Annotated in this window: 17 protein-coding genes, 4 tRNA genes and 2 pseudogenes; 5 read left to right on the forward strand and 18 right to left on the reverse strand. The window is 22.1% G+C overall.

Annotation, left to right across the window (positions count from 1 at the left end; translation table 11 throughout):
* Positions 1-100: 100 nt before the first annotated feature.
* The 4 genes from AB4W63_RS02285 to pgi form a co-directional block, all read right to left on the reverse strand.
* Positions 101-1,399, reverse strand: a complete 1,299-nt coding sequence (locus AB4W63_RS02285) for an adenylosuccinate synthase (RefSeq protein WP_367680967.1) — start codon at positions 1,397-1,399, stop codon at positions 101-103.
* A 970-nt stretch (positions 1,400-2,369) separates the two neighbouring features.
* Positions 2,370-3,101, reverse strand: coding sequence for an SPFH domain-containing protein (locus AB4W63_RS02290; RefSeq protein ID WP_367680968.1), 732 nt, complete (start codon positions 3,099-3,101; stop codon positions 2,370-2,372).
* A 214-nt stretch (positions 3,102-3,315) separates the two neighbouring features.
* Entirely contained in the window at positions 3,316-4,260 is a 945-nt protein-coding gene (miaA, locus tag AB4W63_RS02295; protein ID WP_367680969.1) for a tRNA (adenosine(37)-N6)-dimethylallyltransferase MiaA, read from the reverse strand.
* A gap of 860 nt (positions 4,261-5,120) precedes the next feature.
* A complete protein-coding gene (pgi, locus tag AB4W63_RS02300; protein WP_367680970.1) occupies positions 5,121-6,779 on the reverse strand; it encodes a glucose-6-phosphate isomerase in 1,659 nt (552 codons plus the stop codon).
* Positions 6,780-7,075: 296 nt separating this feature from the next.
* Between pgi and orn the strand changes: the two genes are divergently transcribed.
* Together orn and AB4W63_RS02310 are read left to right on the forward strand one after the other, a co-directional pair.
* Complete coding sequence (gene orn / locus AB4W63_RS02305; RefSeq protein WP_367680971.1) at positions 7,076-7,618, forward strand: oligoribonuclease; 543 nt, start codon at positions 7,076-7,078, stop codon at positions 7,616-7,618.
* Positions 7,619-7,743: 125 nt separating this feature from the next.
* Positions 7,744-7,816, forward strand: a tRNA-Gly gene (locus AB4W63_RS02310).
* A gap of 288 nt (positions 7,817-8,104) precedes the next feature.
* On the opposite strand, the gene rpmE is transcribed toward AB4W63_RS02310, so the two are convergent.
* Entirely contained in the window at positions 8,105-8,323 is a 219-nt protein-coding gene (gene rpmE / locus AB4W63_RS02315) for a 50S ribosomal protein L31 (RefSeq protein ID WP_367680972.1), read from the reverse strand.
* A gap of 584 nt (positions 8,324-8,907) precedes the next feature.
* Here rpmE and hslV point away from each other — a divergent pair.
* The 3 genes from hslV to AB4W63_RS02330 all read left to right on the forward strand — a co-directional run bounded on the left by hslV (position 8,908) and on the right by AB4W63_RS02330 (position 12,022).
* Positions 8,908-9,438 carry an ATP-dependent protease subunit HslV gene (gene hslV, locus AB4W63_RS02320; protein ID WP_367680973.1) on the forward strand — a complete coding sequence of 177 codons (531 nt, stop codon included), beginning with the start codon at positions 8,908-8,910 and terminating at the stop codon, positions 9,436-9,438.
* Positions 9,439-9,448: 10 nt separating this feature from the next.
* Positions 9,449-10,783 carry an HslU--HslV peptidase ATPase subunit gene (gene hslU, locus AB4W63_RS02325; protein ID WP_367680974.1) on the forward strand — a complete coding sequence of 445 codons (1,335 nt, stop codon included), beginning with the start codon at positions 9,449-9,451 and terminating at the stop codon, positions 10,781-10,783.
* A gap of 486 nt (positions 10,784-11,269) precedes the next feature.
* Positions 11,270-12,022: a ferredoxin--NADP(+) reductase gene (locus AB4W63_RS02330; RefSeq protein ID WP_367680975.1), complete on the forward strand. Its 753-nt coding sequence runs from the start codon at positions 11,270-11,272 to the stop codon at positions 12,020-12,022.
* 525 nt (positions 12,023-12,547) lie between these two features.
* Here AB4W63_RS02330 and AB4W63_RS02335 read toward each other — a convergent pair.
* From AB4W63_RS02335 to ilvC, 13 genes and pseudogenes are all read right to left on the reverse strand, one after another.
* Complete coding sequence (locus AB4W63_RS02335; protein ID WP_367680976.1) at positions 12,548-13,831, reverse strand: hypothetical protein; 1,284 nt, start codon at positions 13,829-13,831, stop codon at positions 12,548-12,550.
* An 805-nt stretch (positions 13,832-14,636) separates the two neighbouring features.
* Positions 14,637-15,458 (reverse strand): diaminopimelate epimerase, encoded by an 822-nt coding sequence (dapF, locus tag AB4W63_RS02340; RefSeq protein ID WP_367680977.1) that lies wholly within the window; start codon positions 15,456-15,458, stop codon positions 14,637-14,639.
* Positions 15,459-15,946: 488 nt separating this feature from the next.
* Positions 15,947-16,020, reverse strand: a tRNA-Pro gene (locus AB4W63_RS02345).
* 65 nt (positions 16,021-16,085) lie between these two features.
* Positions 16,086-16,158, reverse strand: a tRNA-His gene (locus tag AB4W63_RS02350).
* 124 nt (positions 16,159-16,282) lie between these two features.
* A tRNA-Arg gene (locus AB4W63_RS02355) sits at positions 16,283-16,356 on the reverse strand.
* A gap of 249 nt (positions 16,357-16,605) precedes the next feature.
* Entirely contained in the window at positions 16,606-17,865 is a 1,260-nt protein-coding gene (rho, locus tag AB4W63_RS02360; RefSeq protein ID WP_367680978.1) for a transcription termination factor Rho, read from the reverse strand.
* Positions 17,866-18,049: 184 nt separating this feature from the next.
* Positions 18,050-18,382 (reverse strand): thioredoxin, encoded by a 333-nt coding sequence (trxA, locus tag AB4W63_RS02365; RefSeq protein WP_367680979.1) that lies wholly within the window; start codon positions 18,380-18,382, stop codon positions 18,050-18,052.
* A 288-nt stretch (positions 18,383-18,670) separates the two neighbouring features.
* Positions 18,671-19,132, reverse strand: a pseudogene (locus tag AB4W63_RS02370) (3'-5' exonuclease).
* A gap of 139 nt (positions 19,133-19,271) precedes the next feature.
* Entirely contained in the window at positions 19,272-19,490 is a 219-nt protein-coding gene (locus tag AB4W63_RS02375) for a 3'-5' exonuclease (protein WP_367681212.1), read from the reverse strand.
* On the reverse strand, positions 19,483-19,788 hold the full coding sequence (locus tag AB4W63_RS02380) for a 3'-5' exonuclease (RefSeq protein ID WP_367680980.1): 306 nt from the start codon (positions 19,786-19,788) through the stop codon (positions 19,483-19,485). Before AB4W63_RS02380 ends, AB4W63_RS02375 begins: the two co-directional genes overlap by 8 nt.
* A gap of 57 nt (positions 19,789-19,845) precedes the next feature.
* Positions 19,846-20,091: pseudogene (locus AB4W63_RS02385) on the reverse strand (UvrD-helicase domain-containing protein); the annotation flags it as partial.
* 310 nt (positions 20,092-20,401) lie between these two features.
* Positions 20,402-20,590 (reverse strand): UvrD-helicase domain-containing protein, encoded by a 189-nt coding sequence (locus AB4W63_RS02390; protein WP_367680981.1) that lies wholly within the window; start codon positions 20,588-20,590, stop codon positions 20,402-20,404.
* A gap of 161 nt (positions 20,591-20,751) precedes the next feature.
* The gene (ilvC, locus tag AB4W63_RS02395) at positions 20,752-22,236 is read right to left on the reverse strand and encodes a ketol-acid reductoisomerase (protein WP_367680982.1); all 1,485 of its coding nucleotides are present in this window, start codon (positions 22,234-22,236) and stop codon (positions 20,752-20,754) included.
* Positions 22,237-22,304: the final 68 nt, after the last annotated feature.

Raw genomic sequence — 22,304 nt, forward strand, 5'->3', positions numbered from 1 at the left:
AACATTTAATATGAATGATTTTTTAATAATAAGAAAATTGTACTTTTACATATGAAACAACTGTTTAATTACACTAAATTATTGTTTTTTTAAACGTACTTTAAAAATTTTTATTTATAAAAACTGTATCTTCTCTTGCTGGACCAGTAGAAATTATTACTACAGGAACTTTTAGTATCTTTTCTATATACTTAATATAATCCTTCGCAGCATCCGGTAATAAATTCCACTCAGTTATTCCGAATGTAGATTTATTCCATCCTAAAAACTTTTTATAAATAGGTACTATATTTTTCCAATCATTTATAGTACATGGAATATTATATATTTTTTTACCTGTTTTTATATGTTTATAACCTATACAAACATTTATTAATTTTAAAGTATCTAATACATCTAGTTTAGTTAAACATATTCCATTTAACGAATTTAACTGCACTGCATACTTAACTAAAACTAAATCTAACCAACCTATCCTTCTTTTTCTTCCAGTAGTAGAACCGAACTCATTTCCTATTTTACATATACTATCTGCTATAGTTCCAAATTGTTCTGTTGGAAAAGGTCCATTGCCTACTCGAGTAGAGTATGACTTTACAATACCTAAAATATAATTTATAGCAGAAAATCCTATTCCTGTGCCCGAAAAAACAGAACCAATCGTACTATTAGAAGACGTCACATATGGATATGTTCCATGATCTATATCTAACAAAGAACCTTGAGCCCCCTCAAATATAATATTTTTTTTCTTTTTAATTATTTTATGCAACGTACTATGTACGTCTATAACTAAACTTAGTAAATACTCTCTATATTTGTGTAACTCATTTATTACTGCAGAATATTCTACTTTCTTTTCTTTATAAAAATTGATTAATTGAAAGTTGTAAAAATCTAAATTTTCTTTTACATGATTTTGAAAATAATTTACATCCTTTAAATCTCCAATTCTTAAGCATCTCCTAGCTATCTTATCTTCATAGGAAGGACCTATACCTCTACCTGTTGTACCAATAGATTTTGAACCGCAAAATTTTTCTCGAGCTTTATCGATAGCTATATGGTACTCTAACAATAATGGGATCGATTCAGATAAGAACAATCTATTTTTTATTAAAATTCCTTGTTTTTTAAGTATATTAATTTCTTTTATAAAATTACATGGATATAGCACCACACCGTTAGTAATAATACATATTACGTTTTTATTTAAAATTCCAGAAGGAATCATATGCAATATAGTTTTTTTATTATTTAAAACGATTGAATGCCCAGCATTATGACCTCCTTGAAATCGAACTACATAATTAACAAATTTAGTTAATAAATCAACAATTTTACCTTTGCCTTCATCCCCCCACTGCATTCCTAATATAACTATTCTTTTATTTTTCATTATTGAATATCCTTTGTTCATAACGATTTAAACTATTTCCGATATTCATAATTAGTATTCCTATATGTTATGTGTATAATTCAAAATTAAAAATTTAAAGATAAACATATTTTCTTATGTTTTATATATACAATTTTTATTGTATAAATTAAAAAAAAATATTTTTATATATAAAATACTACTTTTTTTATGTTTTTTATTTTTAAATAAAACTAATTATGTAAAAGATAAACTAAAAATCTCTATTTTATAAAAAATCTTTTATTACACATATTAAAAATCAATATATATCTAAATAAATACACAGATATTTTTTAATTATAAGTCATAATTAAACATTAATATAATCAATATTTATTATCAATTCTAGCATTTTACTCTATTAATAAAATAAACTTTATGTTATTTAATTATTTTAAATAGTATTATACTGTATAAAAATTAAATGATTAATTAACATAAATAATATAACGTTATCAACGATGTAAAATTATTTAATGCTTTACATTTTAAAAAAAATATTTATGTATTGTATTTACATATAAAACATTTATTCAAAAAAAAATAATCTTATATAGATTTTTTTTTATAAAAATAAAATCTATACTTATACTATAACAAATATTTTTTCTAAAAAAGTAAATATATATATATTGCTTTATCTATTAAAGATTTTAATTTTTATAAAGTAAAAAAACATTTTATACTTAAACTAAACTTATAGTACTAAATAAGACATTATATTAACATTTTTTAGTAAATTAATCAGTTGTATTAACAAATGAGATTTACTATTTATTTACTAAAAAAAAATAAAAAAAATTATATATATATAAATAATATATATTTTTATATATTTACATATATCATTTTTATTAAATTTTAAATAATTATTAAACTAAATGCGTTAAAGTACATACACATATATTTACATATAACTACTGATAAATAATAACTTTTATATTATTTTCTATAGTACATTTAATTCTTTGACATAGTCTTTAACTAATTTTATACTATGTATCTTAATTTCTTTTCCATGAACTCCAATACTATTTAATATTTTTTGTTTGCACATTTCATTAAAAATTTTTTCTTGAATATCAATTATTTTAGAACTTAATATATCATCAGTTGAACATTGTTCAATTATTTTTTTGGAACAGTTTAATAAAGCTTCATCTAAATACATATCAATTTTTTCTTCTTTAACTAAAAAAAAATATTGCGTTGGATTAAAAATTTTATAACAAAATTCTATTTTTACTTGTACTTTACAATCATTGTTAGTAGGAAGTTTAATAGAAATAATTTTACTTTTCACATTTTTACATTCAGTTAAATCTAATAAACCTGTAAATCTTTTATTCCAATCAAACCCTGGTTGTATAAAATTACTAATTCTCCAAAAAAAATTTAGAGTTTTCTGACTCGAACAATGGAATAAATATAAACCAGTTAACATCCAAAAAAATAAAAAAATAAATGCAAAATATTTAAATATTTTTTTTAACTTTGTAAAAAAATTTTTTCTTTTCTTATTTTTGCAACTTGAATCATTGAAATTTAATACATCATTTTCTTTATTATATTTATTTTTAATTTTTGATGATTTGTTATCTTTAAGAACAGCATTAACTTTCGGTTTTTTATATCCCCAAACATCCCTTTGTATCTTATTAGATTTTTTTTTATCTGACATAACTATCCCCTCATACACTCTTTCTAGTACTAATTTTATTATATACCGTTTAATTATTTAAATATAATTTAAATAATTAAAAACATGAAAGAATTTCATTTATATGAAAAAGATAATTGATCATCAATTTTTCTATTAACTATTTTTTTTAAAATTATTTAAAACTAAGCAATGTTATACATTTATAATTTAAATATATTTAAATTTATTTAATCTAAATATATTTCTGTTTATTTAAGATGGTTAATAATGTGTTAATAGCTAATTTTTTATTTTCAGAATCTAAATAATATAAAGAACTCCAACTACGAATCCATGTCATTTGTCTCTTTGCTAAGAAAACAGTAGCTTTCATTATTTCACAAACTAATTGACTGTAATTTATTTTATTAGTTAGATATTTATACATCTGTCTATAACCAACACAACGCATAGACGGCAAATTTTCATGAACATTTTTTTTAGACAAGATAATTTTTACTTCGTCTTCAAAACCTGATTCCAACATAATTTTTAATCGAAGTTTTATATTATTATACAAAGTATGCTTATTTTTTGGTATTAATGCAAATTGACATATATTATGTAAAAATCTTTTATTATTGTCTGCATTAGTTTTCGTTAAAGAACTACTTTTACATAAAACACTTAATTCTAACGCTCTAAATAATCTATAAGAATCATGTGGATGAATTTTTTTAATTAACTTCGAATTTCTCTTCTTTAAAAAATCATATATATATTGTGTTCCTTTATTTTTTAAAATACTAATAATAGATTTTCTTAACTTTATACTCTTTTTCGGACTAAATTTTAATCCATTTAATAAAACTTTATAATACAACATTGTCCCACCAACAAAAACTGGAATATTCCCTCTATGCTGTATACTATTTACTTCTCTTTGTGCATCATAAAAAAAATCAGCAACTGAATACGTTTCAGTAGGATCCTTTATATTTATTAATTTATGAGGTACCTTTAATAATTCAAAACTAGTAGGTTTAGCAGTTCCTATGTTCATACCTTTGTAAATTAATCCTGAGTCTACGCTAATAATTTCAATAGGAAGAATTTTTTTTAAATTTATAGCAAACGAAGTTTTTCCACATGCTGTTGGACCCATAATAAATATCACAAATGATTTACTAAATGTCATAGTTTCTTCTATTCTGAATAGATTATTTATTATATAAAATTTATTTAATTTATTAATATCAATTATTCTCGTTTAAAATATAAAAACGCTACTTATTATCAATAAGATAAACATTTTTAATATTTCAAAAAAAGCACTCAATTGTTCTTTTAAAAAAATATAACTAAAATAAATACACAAATTATATTTTTTTATATACAAAATAAAGTTATACAACATTATATAATTTTATTTTATCACTCTATTATCTTAACAAATTTTTTTTATTCTCTGTTTTGTTATTAATTAACATTATCTTCATTAATTTATCAAAACGAATCAATGCTGTATATCTATGTATATATAAAAACTATTTAATTTGCTTTAATAAATAGTATGTTACTTTTTTAAGCATTTTATATATATAAATTAACAATTAAATTTTTATATTCTATTTTACACTTTTATTTTTTTTTGATTTAACTTAACATAAAACTATTATTGTTTTTTATTATAATTCTTTGAATTAGTTTTTAACTAATATTTTGTTTTTAATTTAAAAATTAAAAACTATATGTAATTATAAAAAATAAGTATTAAAAATTTTTATTGTAAATAATACTAATTACACATATTGATATTTTAATCTATATAATATATGTATACTGAAAACATGGTTAATTATAATTATACAAGTATATATAAATTTATATTTTTTAAAATAACGGTTTTTTAAATATATTTTCGATATCTATATTTATAACTTATAAAAATAAATAGTATTTTAAAAAAACATTTTTATTTAAAATAAAATAATTATAACTTTATTATTATAAATTTTTTTTAGTTAAAATGTTTTCTATTAATTTTCAACATATAATTTAACGATTTGATAATACCTTGCTACAAAAATTTATTAATCCATTAGTCGAACTATCAAAAGAAAGATTAGATTCATTTGTACTATATATACTATTTTCAATATCATTAGCCATTTTTTTGCCTAATTCAACCCCCCACTGATCAAAACTATAAATATTAAATATTACTCCCTGAACAAATGTTTTATGCTCATATAACGCAATTAATGAACCTAAATTATATGGATCTAATATATCTAATATAATAGAATTACTAGGTTTATTTCCATCAAAACTTTTAAAAGTTGAAAATAATTTTTCATTGTTAGTAAGATTTACATTAAAATTGATATTTTCTTCAAAATCATTACTATTTTTACCAAACGCTAATGCTTTTGTCTGCGCTAAAAAATTTGCTAATAATTGAACACTATGCTTTTTAAATTTATTTGTTTTATTAATAGGAATTATAAAATCACAAGGAATTAATTTCGTTCCTTGATGAAGTAATTGATAAAAAGCATGTTGGCTATTTGTACCTACCCCTCCCCATACTATAGGACCCGTTTGCCAAGATACTTTTTTTCCTTGTTTATTTATATTTTTTCCATTAGATTCCATATTCGTTTGTTGTAAATACTCTACAAACTTATGCATATGATAATTATATGGAAGAACAGCTTCTGTTTCTGTATTGAAAAAATTATTGTACCAAATTCCAATTAACGCCAATATAACAGGTATATTTTCTTCTAATTTTTTTTTAGAAAAATGCACATCCATGTCATAAGCTCCTTGTAAAAGACTAATAAAATTTTTATATCCAACAGCTAAAGAAATAGAAAGTCCAATAGAAGACCATAGTGAGTAACGCCCTCCAACCCAATTCCAAAATCTGAATATATTGTTTTTTGAAATTCCAAAATTTTGAGCATATTGTACATTTGTAGTTAATGCGAAAAAATGCTTTTCTAAACTCTTTTTTATTTTTGTTTTTTTTAGAAAAATATTTTTTATTGTCGTCGCATTTGTCATTGTTTCTTTCGTAGTAAAAGTCTTTGAAGAAATTAAAAAAATAGTTGTTTCAAAATTTATTTTCTTTAAAATGCTCAAAATATTATAAGAATCAATATTAGAAATAAAATGTACATTCAAATGATTTCTATATTGCTTTAAAGATTCTATCACCATATTTGGACCTAAATGAGATCCTCCTATTCCAATATTCACAACATCAGTAATTTTTTTATTAGTATATCCAGTCCATTTACCTTGTATTATTAAATTTGAAAACACTTTCATTTGTTCTAAACTATTTTTTACATCTATCATTACATTTCGTCCATCTACTACAATTGGATCATGACCCATATTGCGTAATGCTATATGTAAAACAGGTTGATTCTCTGTATAATTTATTTTTTTACCTGAAAACATATCTTTTATAGCTGTTTCTAAACCCATTTCTTTAGCAAGTTGTATTAGTAATTGTATTGTATTCTTTGTAATATTATTTTTTGAAAAATCAACTAATATTTTGTTTTTAAAAATTAATGAAAATTTTTTAAATCTACTAAAATCTTTTAAAAAAAAATCTTTTATATGTATTTTACTTATAAATTTAAAATGGTTACTAAGCTCTTTCCAAGAATTAGTTTCATTTGGATTTATTGTGTTCATATAGTAAATCCTATTTAATGTTTAAAATATACAAAATAGTACCTTACATCACATAAAATTCAATTCTATACTATAAGTATATATATTTATACTTTCTTAATCATTTGTTTTTTTATTTTAATGAATCTTAAATTAATATACTATATTTTTATACTTATACAAGCAATAATAAAATTATTATATAATTTTTTAAACTAACTATCTTTTTAACTAAATGTTAAATTAAATTATTATGTTCTATTTATTTTTAACAATTTTGTTTAAATACAACTGTTTTCTAATTAAGAAGTATATACATGAAATCTAATAATTTAGTATGGATAGACTTAGAAATGACAGGTTTAAATCCAAATTTTCACAAAATTATTGAAATAGCAATTATTATTACAGATATTCATTTAAATATTTTATCTATAGGACCATGTATTGCTATTAATCAATCAAAAAAAAATATAAATCTTATGAATTCATGGAATAGAATAACACATAAAAAAACAGGGCTGTTAACTAGAGTACAAACTAGTTCGTATAACGAAAAAAAAGCTGAAAAAGAAATCATTCTTTTCTTAAAAAAATGGATTCCACGAAATTCTTCTCCTCTATGTGGGAATAGCATAAATAAAGATAGACAATTTTTATTAAAATATATGAAAAGATTAGAATTGTACTTTCACTACAGATCTATAGACGTTAGTACTATAAAAGAATTAATTAAAAGATGGAATCCTTATTTAAAATTATTTAAAAAAAAATCTATTCATAACGCAAAAAACGATTTATTAGAATCAATAAAAGAATTAAAATTTTATAAAAAAAATTTCTTTATTAATTTTTGTTAAAGTGATTTAACATAAGGTTATTTTATCTAAATGATAGATTAAACCTAGAATACTTGAAAATACTGTAAATTTAAGTATAATAGACGTAATTACACTACAATATTAAATTATATTTTTACTTACTTGCGGGAATAGCTCAGTTGGTAGAGTACAACCTTGCCAAGGTTGTGGTCGCGAGTTCGAATCTCGTTTCCCGCTAATAAAAATATTAATTTTAAACAATTTTATATATATTTATATTCAATTATTTTGTCTCATTCATTATTTCTAAAAACTATTTAGTATCTTAATACATCTAAATATAAAATGTCTAAATTAGATAAATCTAATACAATAAATTATTAAAAACTATTTAAACAACACATTTATTATGAAAAGTATGTCAAAAAATTAAATTGTTAATACATTTGTATTTACATTTATTTTGTTTAACATTATTAAATGTTAATTTAACTAAATTTAATAATATGTAAACTTAAACTATTTCTACTTTATACCTTCTGAAAACAAAGAAAATCTTTTATTAAATCTATCAATTCTACCTTTTTTATCTACTACTCTTTGTTTTCCAGTGTAAAATGGATGACATTTAGAACATACATCTAAACTAATATCTACATTTATAGTAGAAAATATTTCTATTTTATTATTACAAGAACAAGAAGCTACTATTTTATAATATTTTGGATGCACATTTTTCTTCATCAACATATTCCTTACGATATTTTTTTTTAGTTTAAAATATACTAGTTATAACAACATAGATTATTTATTATTTTTTATACTTAAAAGTAAAACACTAATAATTATACATGAGAATGTGTACTTACCACGTTCTAAAAAAAATATATTTACTATGTTTTATAGTCTAGCTAAAAAGCTATATATATTTCAATTATCAAAAATAATAAATTATATTAATATACTATCAAATAAAACTAATCCTAATATTAGAACTATATAATAAATATTATACAATAAAGTTGTATGACCATAAAACAAACCCTTACTATTTATAGTATCTTTTCATTTTTGTATAAAACTATAATTTAAATATTAATCATTTAATTTATTTGCTCTAACTACATAAATTTTTGAAAACCTCCATACAATTTATTAAATAATAATACTAAATATAGTCGATTATATTAAACTAAATAACATATATAAAAATATTATATATATAATATATAATATATATATCTTTTTTTTTATTTGTTTATACATAAAACTATATTTAATAATTATAACTAAGATGTTCATAATTTTAAAAAAGGAAATATTCATTAATGACAACTATACTAAGTGTCCGATTAAATAAAAAAGTAGTTATTGGAGGAGATGGACAAGCTACTTTAGGACATACTATTATGAAAAGTAATGTTAAAAAAGTAAGATCTCTTTACCATGAACAAGTATTAGCTGGCTTTGCTGGAAGTACAGCAGATGCTTTTACTTTATTTGAATTGTTTGAAAGAAAATTAGAAATGTATCAAGGTCAACTGTTACGTGCAGCTATCGAATTAGCTAAAGATTGGAGAACTGATAAAATTCTGAGAAAATTAGAGGCATTATTAGCTGTAGCCAATAAAAGTACTTCTTTAATTATAACTGGAAATGGAGACGTAGTTCAACCAGAAAATGATTTAATTGCTATTGGCTCAGGAGGTTCATATGCTCAAGCTTCAGCTAGAGCTTTACTGGAAAACACTAAACTTGAAGCTATTAGTATAGTAGAAAAATCACTTAAAATTGCTGCAAATATATGTATATACACTAATCACTCATTTACTATTAAAGAATTAAACTCAGATAAATAAGGATTATTTTATGTCTTCAATGACTCCAACAGAAATAATTAATGAACTAAACAAATTTATTGTTGGTCAAACAAAAGCAAAACGGGCAGTAGCTATAGCTTTAAGAAATAGATGGAGAAGAATGCAATTAAATGAAGAACTAAAATATGAAGTAACGCCTAAAAATATTTTAATGATTGGTCCAACTGGAGTTGGAAAAACAGAAATAGCAAGAAGATTAGCTAAATTAGCTAAAGCGCCTTTTATAAAGGTAGAAGCAACAAAATTTACAGAAATAGGATATGTTGGAAAAGAAGTGGATTCTATAATTAGAGACCTAACCGACGTAGCTATAAAAATAGTACGCATGCAAATTATTGAAAAAAATAAATCTCAAATATCAACTCTAGCTGAAGATAGAATATTAGAAGTTCTAATTCCTACTCCAAAAAACAAATGGGGAGAACCTGAAAATTTAAAAAAACCTGTAACTACTATTGAATCTTTTAGAAAAAAATTAAAAGAAGGAAAACTAGACGACAAAGAAATAGAAATAAATATAGCAGTAACTCCAGTAGGAGTAGAAATTATGGCTCCACCCGGAATGGAAGAATTAACCGGACAATTACAATCATTATTTCAAAATGTAGGTGGAAATAAAAAAAATATACGAAAGCTTAAAATAAAAGACGCCCTAAATTTATTAATCGAAGAAGAAGCTAGAAAATTAGTGAATCCAGAAAAATTAAAACAAAAAGCTATTTATGCTGTCGAACAAAATGGAATAGTCTTTATTGATGAAATTGATAAAATTTGTAGAAATAATAATAGCTCTTCTGGTCCTGATATATCTAGAGAAGGAGTTCAACGTGATTTATTACCTTTAATAGAAGGATGTACTGTATCTACGAAACATGGGATGGTCAGAACAGACCATATCTTATTTATAGCCTCTGGAGCATTTCAAGTATGTACTCCTTCTAATTTAATCCCAGAACTACAAGGAAGATTACCAATCAGAGTCGAATTAAATGCGTTAACTATAGAAGATTTTAAAAAAATTTTAACTGAACCTAAACATTCAATTACTATGCAATATGCAGAACTAATAAAAACAGAAAAAGTAAACGTTGTTTTCACTCAAGAAGGGATATCTTCTATAGCAAAAGCTGCTTGGAAAGTTAATGAATCAATGGAAAATATAGGAGCAAGAAGATTATATACTGTTCTAGAACAATTAATGGAAGAAATTTCATTTAATGCTAGTGAAAATAAAGGTGTTACAATTACTATTGACGAAGAATACGTTAGTAAATATTTAGATAAACTAATTTGTAATGAAGACCTTAGTCGATTTATTTTATAAATTTTTTTATTTTTATTACATTTAATTTAAATTATTGTAATCTTTTCTGTCTCAATTCTATCTATGAGATAGAAAGATACATGTCATTTACTCAATCACATGATTTTAAATAATTTAGAAATTAATTATTTTAAAATTGCAATAAATAGTAAAGTAAATATTTTTAAAATAAATAATTTATATTATTTATATAAACTACAAATGTTAAATCTGTATATTTTTTTTGTTTTTTTTTAATAGTTAAAACTATTCAAGCTTATATAAAATAAAAAAAATTAATATCTAAAAAAACAACGCGAATATATAAGTATATATATCTATATAAATAGATATAATTAGTAAAAATAAATTCAAATGTATATTTTTATTAAAAAAATAATTTATAAAAAAACAATTTTTAGTAAAAACATTAAAAAATGCTCATTTACTTCATTAACAAAAATCAAGTAATATAGATCTAAAAAATAAATACTAGGATTTATAACTATGTCAAACTGGACCACTGCTAAAATTATAAAAATTAAAAAATGGACAGAACAATTATTTACTGTTTTTATGACTGCAAATATAGATGATTTTATCCCCGGACAATTTTCTAAAATTTCTATTTTAACAGATAGTAAAAAAAGAATACAAAGAGCTTATTCTTACGTTAATCCTCCAAACAATAATATATTAGAATTTTATATCTCTCGTATTTCAGAAGGATGTTTAAGTCCCACTTTATATTCTTTAAAACCTAAAGATAAAGTTTTTATTACTAAAAAATCATTCGGATGTTTTACATTAAACAATATTATTAGTTGCAAAATATTATGGATGATAGCTACAGGAACGGCAATAGGACCATATTTATCAATATTACAACAAAAAAGTAAAGAAGTAAAAAAATTTAAACATATAATACTAATTCATGCAGTAAGATACTCTCAAGACCTAACATATTTAAACACTATAAAAAAATTAGAAAACATGTACCATGGAAAACTCATTTTTAAAAGTATCATAAGTAGAGAAAAAATAAAAGAATCTCTTTTTGGTCGAATACCATATCTACTATTAACTAAACAATTAGAAAAATCAGTTAACTATTTTATTTCTCCTCATACATCTCATGTAATGTTATGTGGAAATCCTAACATGGTAAAAGAAACATGCTATATTCTTCAAAATAAATATAACATGACAAAAAATTTTAAAACAAACCATGGAAATATTAGTAGTGAAAACTATTGGTAAGAAAATATATATATAAGCATTACTATATAGTTCAGTAAAAAACTATATATAGAATGCATGCTTTTTCGCTAAATCAATACTTAAACACAGCAATAATATTGTATTTCTTAAAACATTTCAAATTTTATATTTAAAATACCGTAGTATATAATATAAAAATAAAAAAATGTTGTATATATAAATTTTATAAAAAAGTTATATATAATTTACTCAATTAATTTATATTAAATTTATATAAAATATGTTTATCTATTGATAATCAATCAATACGATTAATTTTTAATATTTTTCTATTTCTTTTCGCGTACATATAAATGAAAATAATAAAATAATTTCATTTCTAATAGAATTTTTAAATTCATTAATAATAATTAAATAATTAATTGCTCATATTAATAAATTAAATTCATTAAAAACAAATTTTACTATAAAAGAGTAAAATTTGTTTTTACATATTTTTAACTAGCATTAAAATAATAGGTTATCATCAATTTTTTGTTTTATTTTTTTACAAAAATATTGATATTATTTTACTAAAATTTGATATTCTATATCAGATATACGATTTTGGTCAAAAGAAATCGTTGTTCTCATACCAAACATATTTCTTTCAATACTATCTTTTGATTCTAACTTATTTGACTGGATAATTTTAGTCGCTATTACTTGACGCTCATTATTTTCTGATTTAACAAATTCATAACGATAAATAGGATCTTGATTTTCATATGCATGTACTTGTGAATAATTTTCTCTAATAAACTCTTGTGGAACTGTAAATAACTTTTTACTAGCAAGTACAGAAAATATTTTCTGATCTTCAGGATCTGTTATTTTTTCTTTAAAATCCCGCATAAATTTATCTAAAGAACAATTTTTTAATATTGTATCATTACATACATATTCTGATTTCTTAAATTTGTTTGTAAAATTATTACTCAAATTATTAGATTTTTGAACTTCTTTAAATTCATCTTCTAATTCATTTTTAACATCTTTAGTTTCTAAAAATGCAATATCTTTAGAAAGATATACCCAATTAACGTTTGTTTGAGAATTTAACAGAGGATTTACTCGTTCTATATAAGCAGAATTTTCATCAGGAGTAACAACAGGTTCATTATCAGTTTTTCTTACTGGAACAGAAGAAGCAGCAGTAACACAGTTATTATAAAATTCTTTTTCTAATCTTTGTCTTTCATAATCTGCACTTAAAAAATCACATACTTTATCTTTTACTTGTTTTAATCTACGAAACATTGGAATAATTTTTTCGTTTATAGTTTCTTTTACATCTTTAGAAACGTGGGATACCGCAGAATTTAATTTGGAATAATCAATATTTTTAGACGCTAAAATATTTTCTTCAGGTTTATCATTATCTACAGATCCTAAATCAGTAGTAACTCCCATCATTGTTAAACTTCCGAATATACGATTAAAAAAGCTCCTATCTATTTTTTTCAATTCTTCTGAATTATTTGAAAAGAAAAATTTTGGAATCAAAGAAGAAAAAGAAAAAAAATTTAAATTATTAATAGCAATAGATTTGTTATTATCTTTATTATCTATATTCTTAACACTAGAATAACCTAAATCTTGATTTACTCTATCGTCATCACTAGAAATGTACTCACCTTCATTAGTTGTAGGATTATACAAAATTACCGAAGTTTTATTTGTATTTTTATTCTCATTTACATTATTATTATAATTATTCGAGCTTTTAATAAATGTAGTTACATTATTTTCTTTTATATCATTTTTAATAGTAGAACTGTTTGAATTAACTAATTCAATATTTGGCATAATTCTACATCCTCTTCAAGTTTTTTACTTTCGTGATTTCTAATAAATCATATATAATCAAGATTAATGGTAATAGTTTTTCTCTTAAATTAAACTATATTACAAAAATCATTTCTATGAATGATTACTAATTAATTTTTTTTTACTTATTAAAATATGTTTGACGAAAAAAAACAACTGTACGTAGTATTTTTAAAAAATAACAAATTGACCACATATTTAAATATTATATTAAGTATATAATACATCATACTTGAAAAATTTTATATACAAATAACAAAATATATTTATGTATAACTATTTTTACATATTAAATATATTTAACATCATAAAAAATATGTTATATTTTTTATCAAAAGTATACATATATAAATTAAACAATATTACTATATATGTTTAATTAACATTAAATTAAATTAAATTAAATTATACACAATAACTCTATATATAGAATAGAATTCTATAAATTATTTATATATACCAAATATTTTTTTTATTTTTAATAAATTAAAATAGTAATAGTTTTATTATTTTATTTAATATACAAATTTTAAATAAACATTTTTATAATAAACCAATATTTTATTAACAATAATGCTTAATTGACAATTAACATTTAATTTTAGTTATTTCATGCTCATTTAAAATAAATAAACTACTTTATTTACAATTATATTTAAATATTTTAAACATATATATATGAAATACTAGTGTAATGTAATACAAATTTATAAAAAAATAAATCTATAACTATTTCATTAATATTGAAAATTTAAAAAAATGTATTCAGAATATAACAATTTTTTTAAAGAAAAAAAACTCCATCATAAACATGAGTCGCTGAACCTGTCATATATATATGATTATTGTTCCCTTTCCATTTAATGTATAAAAATCCTCCTGGCAAATTTACTTTTATTTTTTTCTCATTAGACAACAATCTTTTACTAATTAATACGACCGCAGAAGCACAAGCTCCACTACCGCATGCTCTTGTCTCTTTATTTACTCCTCTCTCATATACTCTTAATTTTATTTCATAAAAATTAATTATTTCTACAAAACTGACATTTACTCCTTTTGGAAAAATATCATGCGTTTGCAAAAAATTACCTATACGAGCAATGTCTACATTTTTAATATTTTTACAAAGAATAACACAATGAGGATTTCCTAATGATACAACACTAAATGTTATTTTTTTACTTTCAAAAATAACAGAATAACTATTCTCTGTTATGTTTTTTTTTAAACAAGGAATATCTTCTGTCTTAAATGAAGGAAATCCCATGTTTACTTGAATATAATTTTTTTTTAAAAAAGAAACATGTATATTTCTAGTTACAGTTTGTAATCGTATATTTTTTTTTTCTGTTATATTTTTTATTAATAAAAAATAGGCTACACACCTTGCACCATTTCCACACTGTTCTACTTCTGTTCCATTCGAATTAAAAATTCTATATATAAAATCTATGTTGTACGTTGTAACTTTTTCTAGTAATAACAACTGATCAAAACCAATTCCAAGATTTCTATGAGATAATTTTTTTATTAAAGACGCAGTAAATAATATATTTTGTAATCTATTATCTACTACCATAAAATCATTTCCCAATCCATGCATCTTAGAAAAAACTATTTTTTTTTATTATTCATAATTTTAACTCTAATTCAAACCTATTTAAACAGTATATTTACCATAATAAAATTACATATATATTACATATTTAAAATAAATATATATTTTGCAATATTATAACAAATTTAAATCAACTAAATTTTAAAATTTAATATAAACAAAAATGAAATTTAGCTATAAAATACAACGTTTAAAAAAAAGATATTATATAAACTTAATTAAAACGATATCATCAAAATATTATGTAACTGTTTGAAAAAAATAAAAATATCTATTGTATTAATATACAATAATTATAATTATAATAATTTAATTAACTATCAACTTGATAAAACTAAAACGTTTACATACATAATATAAAATGTATTATACTTTATAATAAATATTATTTATTGTTTATTTAAATAATTTAAGCTACTGTTATGTTTTTTTCTAAAAATACTTAAATATAAAAAAATTATTTATAATCTTTATCGGCGAAAGAGGATTTGAACCTCTGACCTACTGGTCCCAAACCAGTTGCGCTACCAAGCTGCGCTATTCGCCGAATACTATATTATTTGAAATAAAAAAATACATATATACTAAATATATAATCATTTTTGCATTTTGGGTGATTAATGGGATTTGAACCCATGACCACTGGAATCACAATCCAGCGCTCTACCAGCTGAGCTATAATCACCAATATAACGGATTCTAGTTTGTATAATTTTTATTACAAACTTTTAAAATAAAGTACATATAATATTATATACAAATTATTGAATTTGTCTAAAATATTTTTACTAATTTACAAAATAAAAATATACGCTTATCAGGACTCGAACCTGAAACCTTTACCTTCGAAGGGTAAAGCTCTATCCAATTGAGCTATAAGCGCCTATAAGTTACATATTTTAATAAAAATTAGTTTGAAAAAGAAAATTAATTTTATTTATCACATAATGACATATAATAAATAAACTATTTATAAACAATATAAATTTAAATATTAATTTAAATATATAATTTTTACCTGAAAACTTAATTATGTAATAAAATTAATATCACTTAGATTGTACATATAATTGTATTTTTTATAAGAAGACTACATTTAATGTAATAGAATTATATTCTATATATATTTTAATTATGACCTCTTCATCATATTAAAAAATTCATCGTTAGTTTTTGTCATAGCTAATTTATTAATCAAAAATTCCATGGCATCTATTTCGCCCATCGGATGAATAATTTTTCTCAAAATCCACATTTTTTGTAATTCTTCTACAGTAGTTAATAATTCTTCTTTTCTAGTACCAGAACGATTGTAATCTATAGCAGGAAAAACTCTTTTTTCTGCTATTTTTCTAGATAATGGTAATTCCATATTTCCTGTCCCTTTAAATTCTTCATATATTACTTCATCCATTTTAGAACCAGTATCTATTAACGCTGTAGCAATAATTGTTAAACTACCACCTTCTTCAACATTTCTTGCTGCTCCAAAAAACCTTTTTGGCCTGTGTAAAGCATTAGCATCTACCCCTCCAGTTAACACTTTTCCGGAAGCAGGAACTACTGTATTATATGCTCTAGCTAATCTGGTAATAGAATCTAACAAAATTATTACATCTTTTTTATGCTCGACTAATCTTTTTGCTTTTTCTATTACCATTTCAGCAACTTGAACATGTCTAGAAGCTGGTTCATCAAAAGTAGAAGCTACTACTTCTCCTTTCACTAGCCTTTGCATTTCTGTCACTTCTTCTGGACGTTCATCTATTAATAAAACCATTAAAACGCACTCTGGATGATTATACGCAATACTTTGAGCAATATTTTGCAAAAGCATAGTTTTACCAGCTTTAGGAGGAGCTACAATTAACCCACGCTGTCCTCTTCCAATAGGAGAAGCTAAGTCTAATACTCGCGCTGTTAAATCTTCTGTAGATCCATTTCCTCTTTCCATTCTTAATCTAGAATTAGCATGTAATGGAGTTAAATTTTCAAATAAAATTTTACTTCTTGCATTTTCCGGTCTATCATAATTAACTTGATTTACCTTTAATAAAGCAAAATATCTTTCACCTTCTTTTGGCGGACGTATCTTTCCTGAAATAGTATCTCCAGTACGTAAATTAAATCTTCTTATTTGACTAGGAGACACATAAATATCGTCTGGTCCAGCAAGATAAGAACTGTCTGCTGAACGTAAAAAACCGAACCCATCTTGTAAAATTTCTAAAACACCATTTCCAAATATATCTTCTCCGCTTTTTGAATGTTGTTTTAATATTGAAAATATTATATCTTGCTTTCGCATACGTGCCAAATTTTCTAATCCCATAGTTTCGCCAAGAATAATTAATTCTGACACTAGTTTATTTTTTAATTCAGTTAAATTCATAGTGGTGGGTTCTTAGTAAACGCGGGATAATCCTTAAAAAGAATAATGCATTAATTAAAAAAAACATAAATACATTATGAAATTAAAAGAAATGAATAAAATATAAAAATTAAAACATGTATTTCAACTGAATTAAAAAAAATATTTTATATTAATAAATATTAAAAAATATTGTATACGTTTTTTATTTTAAATGTTCATCTAGAAATATTGTTAATTCTTGTTTAGATACGAATCCTACTTTACTGGCTGATACTTCTCCATTTTTAAATAACAATAAAGTAGGAATACCTTTAATAGAATATTTGTTAGATGTAACACTATTATGTTCTACATTAATTGACCAAAATAATAATTTACTCTCATATTCTTTTGCAACTTCTTCTAGAACAGGTGCTAATAGTTTACACGGATGACACCAGTTTGCCCAAAAATCTACTAATGAAAATCCTTTGTATTCTAATATTTTTTCCTTAAAATTATTATCTGTTACAGGGTTAACATATTTTGTTTTCATAATTATATGATCACTTTTTATAATTTTTTTTAAAATATAAAAATTAAGTAAATAATATTGTATATTAAATAAGTAACTACTAAATAATATTGAATTTAATAATACAATTATACTTATAGTATAATATTAAAACTTATTTTATCATAAATAAAAAAAAAAAACTAGTTTTGCTAAAAGTTTTCCTCTTTTTATAAAAAAAAATAATACATAACTTTTCAAAAAAATACATTTAAAATTTATTAATATACATATATATAATTATATATTACATTTTCTAACATCTATTTTTCATAATACGTTTTCTTTAGGTAATTCATATAAACACCGACTTGGTTTATTACTTGTCATTCTACCATATCTTTTTCTAAAATTACAAATTGTTAATACTAATGTTGATTTTACTCGAGTAAAACCAACATAAAATAACCTTCTTTTTTCTTCTATATTATACTGATAAACACTTTGTATATTCTAGAGAATATCTTCTTCTATACCAACTATAAAAACATGTAAAAACTCTAATCCCTTAGAAGAACGTAACGTCATTAGTTGAATATTTCCAATTCTATTATTGCTGTTATAATAATCTTCATTTCTACTCAATATTGCTATTTTTAATAACACGTCTTTTATTATTTTAGTGTTAATCTTTTCTATTCTTGACAAAATAATATTAATCCATGTTATAAACTTATTTACATTATAAATAGCTTTCTTTATTTTTTCAGAACTTTTAAATTTAGAAAAAATCTATTTTTTATACTCTATCTCTAGTAAGAATGTTGAGAAAAATTTTTTAATGAATGTTGTTCTATACACTTATTTAATTTTCGAATACAAGTAAGAAAATTTTTTAATGATTTCAAACTTTTAGTACTCATGTTAATAGTTAAACGTTTATCGAAGTCACACTAAAAAGATTATTTTTTGTCTTATATGCATACTCTTCTATTTTTTTTATGGTTTCAGTACCAATATTTCTACCTATAATGTTAATAATCTGCAAAAATGCACTATTATTATTCATATTTATAATTAATCCTAAACATAAAATAATAACTTTTACTTCTAAACAATTAAAAAATAATTTTTTCCAGAGATTACATATGAAATATTTTTTTTATGCAAGCTTTTTCTAAAATATGAGACTGATAATTATTTATATACAAAATAGCACAATCTTTATAATTAAAAAAAGAACTTTTTAAGCTAATTTTGTGCGCTTCATCTAATACCGATTCTGATTCATCTTTTTCATTTCTTAATTTTATTATTTTAGTTTTTATTCCATGTTCTAAATTAGAAAATATGCATTTTTCATATATATTAATAGTATGAGAAATTACACTATTAGCAATTTTAATTATTCTTTTTACAGATCGGTAATTTTCTTCTAGCTTAATCACTTTAATAGAAGGAAAATCAGTTTTTAATCATGAAAATCTTTTTAAATTAGCTCCTCTCTATGAATAAATAGATTGATTATCATCACCTACTAAAGCAAAATTATTATTTTGTAATAAAAAAATTAATTTATACTGAATTAAGTTTATATCTTGATATTCGTTAACTAAAAAATATTATATTTTTTTTCAGCTATTTCTTACTTTATTATTATTCTGTAATAAACGAGTAGGAACATATAAAAGATCATTAAAATCCAATAAATTCGATTTTTTAAAAAAACTAACATATAAATGATAACATTCAGCAAATTTTTTTCTCTATTAGAGATAGCATAAAGCATAGCTTCTTTAGGATTAAAAAGATTATTCTTCTATTTAAAAATTTTATATTATAATAATTTTATTAGAACTTTATCAGAACTTAATAAGTTATAAGTAATTTTATGTAACAAATTACTCTATTCTTTATCACTAATAACAAAAAAAACTTTGAAATATCTTTAAAATAGACAATTCATATTTTATATATATACATTCCAAAAGAATGAAAGGTTAAAATTTTTAAATCTTTAATATCTATATCTCTAACTCTTTTACTTATTCTATCTTGTATTTATTTTACTGCTTTATTAGTAAAAGTTAAAGCTATAAGATTATCTGATTTAAAATTACTATATTTAATTAAACAAATAATTTTTTCTATTATAACTCGTATTTTCCTAGAACAAGATCCAGCGATAACAAAACATAGCCCTGTTATAAAAGAAATAGAATATTTTTGATAATTATTAAGAAAAACCATAGTTCTCATGTATGTAAAAAAGAAAAATAATTACTTGAATAAACTTTTTTTAAATAAAGTTAAAAACGATTAAAAAAATTTAAATAATAAATAATTTTAAATTTAAAAAAATGTTTATTCATATTTAATATAATTATTTTTTTTTATTTAAAATATATCCTTTATTTTTTAATAACTAAACTAGAATGATTATTTTTATCTTTCATATAAATTCTTAATTTCCTTCCTATTAATTCAATAGGATGATTATAAATCTGACTATTTAAATCATTTAGCTCAACGTTATCAACTATATTTTCTTTTATTAATTTATTTATTTTATTTATATTTAAATTCGACATAAAACTTCTAAAAATTGGTAAAGCTTTTCTAGTAAATAAATAATTTCCATATTCAGCTGTATCAGATATTACTAAATTCATCTCATATAATCTTTTCCTAGAAATTGTATTCGCAATTAAAGGAAGCTCATGTAGAGATTCATAATAAGCTGATTCTGCAGAAATACCAGATTCTAACATAACCTCAAAAGATAGTTCAATACCAGCTTTTAAAATAGCAACCATAACTATTCCATTATCGAAATACTCTTGATCTGAAAGAGAAATTTCTGATTTTTTTGCTTTTTCAAAATCACTATTTTTATTTTCTTGACGTAAATCAATCAAATCTTTATTATTATTTTTCCAATCATTAATAACTTTTTCTGAAAATTTTCCAGAAATAATATCATCCATATGCTTATAATATAAAGGAGAGAATATTTTCTTTAATTTATTAGATAATTTACAAGTTTCAATCTTAGCAGAACTAGATAATCTATCTAACATTAACCAAATTCCACCTTGTTTTAATGTTTCAGTAATTTTTTCCCAACCATTTTGAATTAAATTCACTGCATAATTTTTATGTACACCACTACTAATTAACTTTTCAAAAAAAGATATAGAAGCACTCTGCAGCATACCACATAAAATTGTTTGTTCACCCATTAAATCTGACTTAACTTCAGCTATGAATGATGATTCTAAAACTCCTGCTCGATGAGATCCTATTGAAACAGACCATGCTTTTGCTGCATGTATTCCTTCTTTTTTTAAATCATTATTAGTGTGAACAGCTATTAAAGCTGGAACTCCAAATCCACGTACAAACTCTGCTCTTACTTCAGTACCAGGACATTTTGGAGCTACCATAATAACTGTAACATCTTCTCTTATCTTTTCTCCAACTTCTACTATATTAAAACCATGAGAATAACCTAAAAAAGAACCTGATTTCATCATTGGCATTATTTTTTTTACTACTTTTGAATGTTCTCTATCTGGCGTTAAGTTAATAACTACATCAGCAAAAGGAATAATAGATTCATAATCTAAAGCTAAAAATTTATTTTTGATAGCATTTTTCCAAGAATTTCCTTTTTCTTCAATAGTTTTATTTCTAAGAGCAAAAGAAACATCCAATCCAGAATCTCTCATATTTAAACCTTGATTTAATCCTTGAGATCCACAACCAACTATTACTATTTTTTTATTTTTTAAAAAATCTACTCCATTTAAAAAATCGGATGAACTTAAAAGCTTACTTTTTTTTATTTCTATTAACTTTTCTCTAAAACATAACTTATTGAAATAATTAGGCATAGTTACTCCTCTTAATTTAATATTACTAACGTGAGATTTTATATACTTATATTTTAATACTGACTACT

It is taken from the genome of Buchnera aphidicola (Anoecia corni) (assembly GCF_964056675.1).
In the GTDB taxonomy this organism is placed as follows: domain Bacteria; phylum Pseudomonadota; class Gammaproteobacteria; order Enterobacterales; family Enterobacteriaceae; genus Buchnera_E; species Buchnera_E aphidicola_B.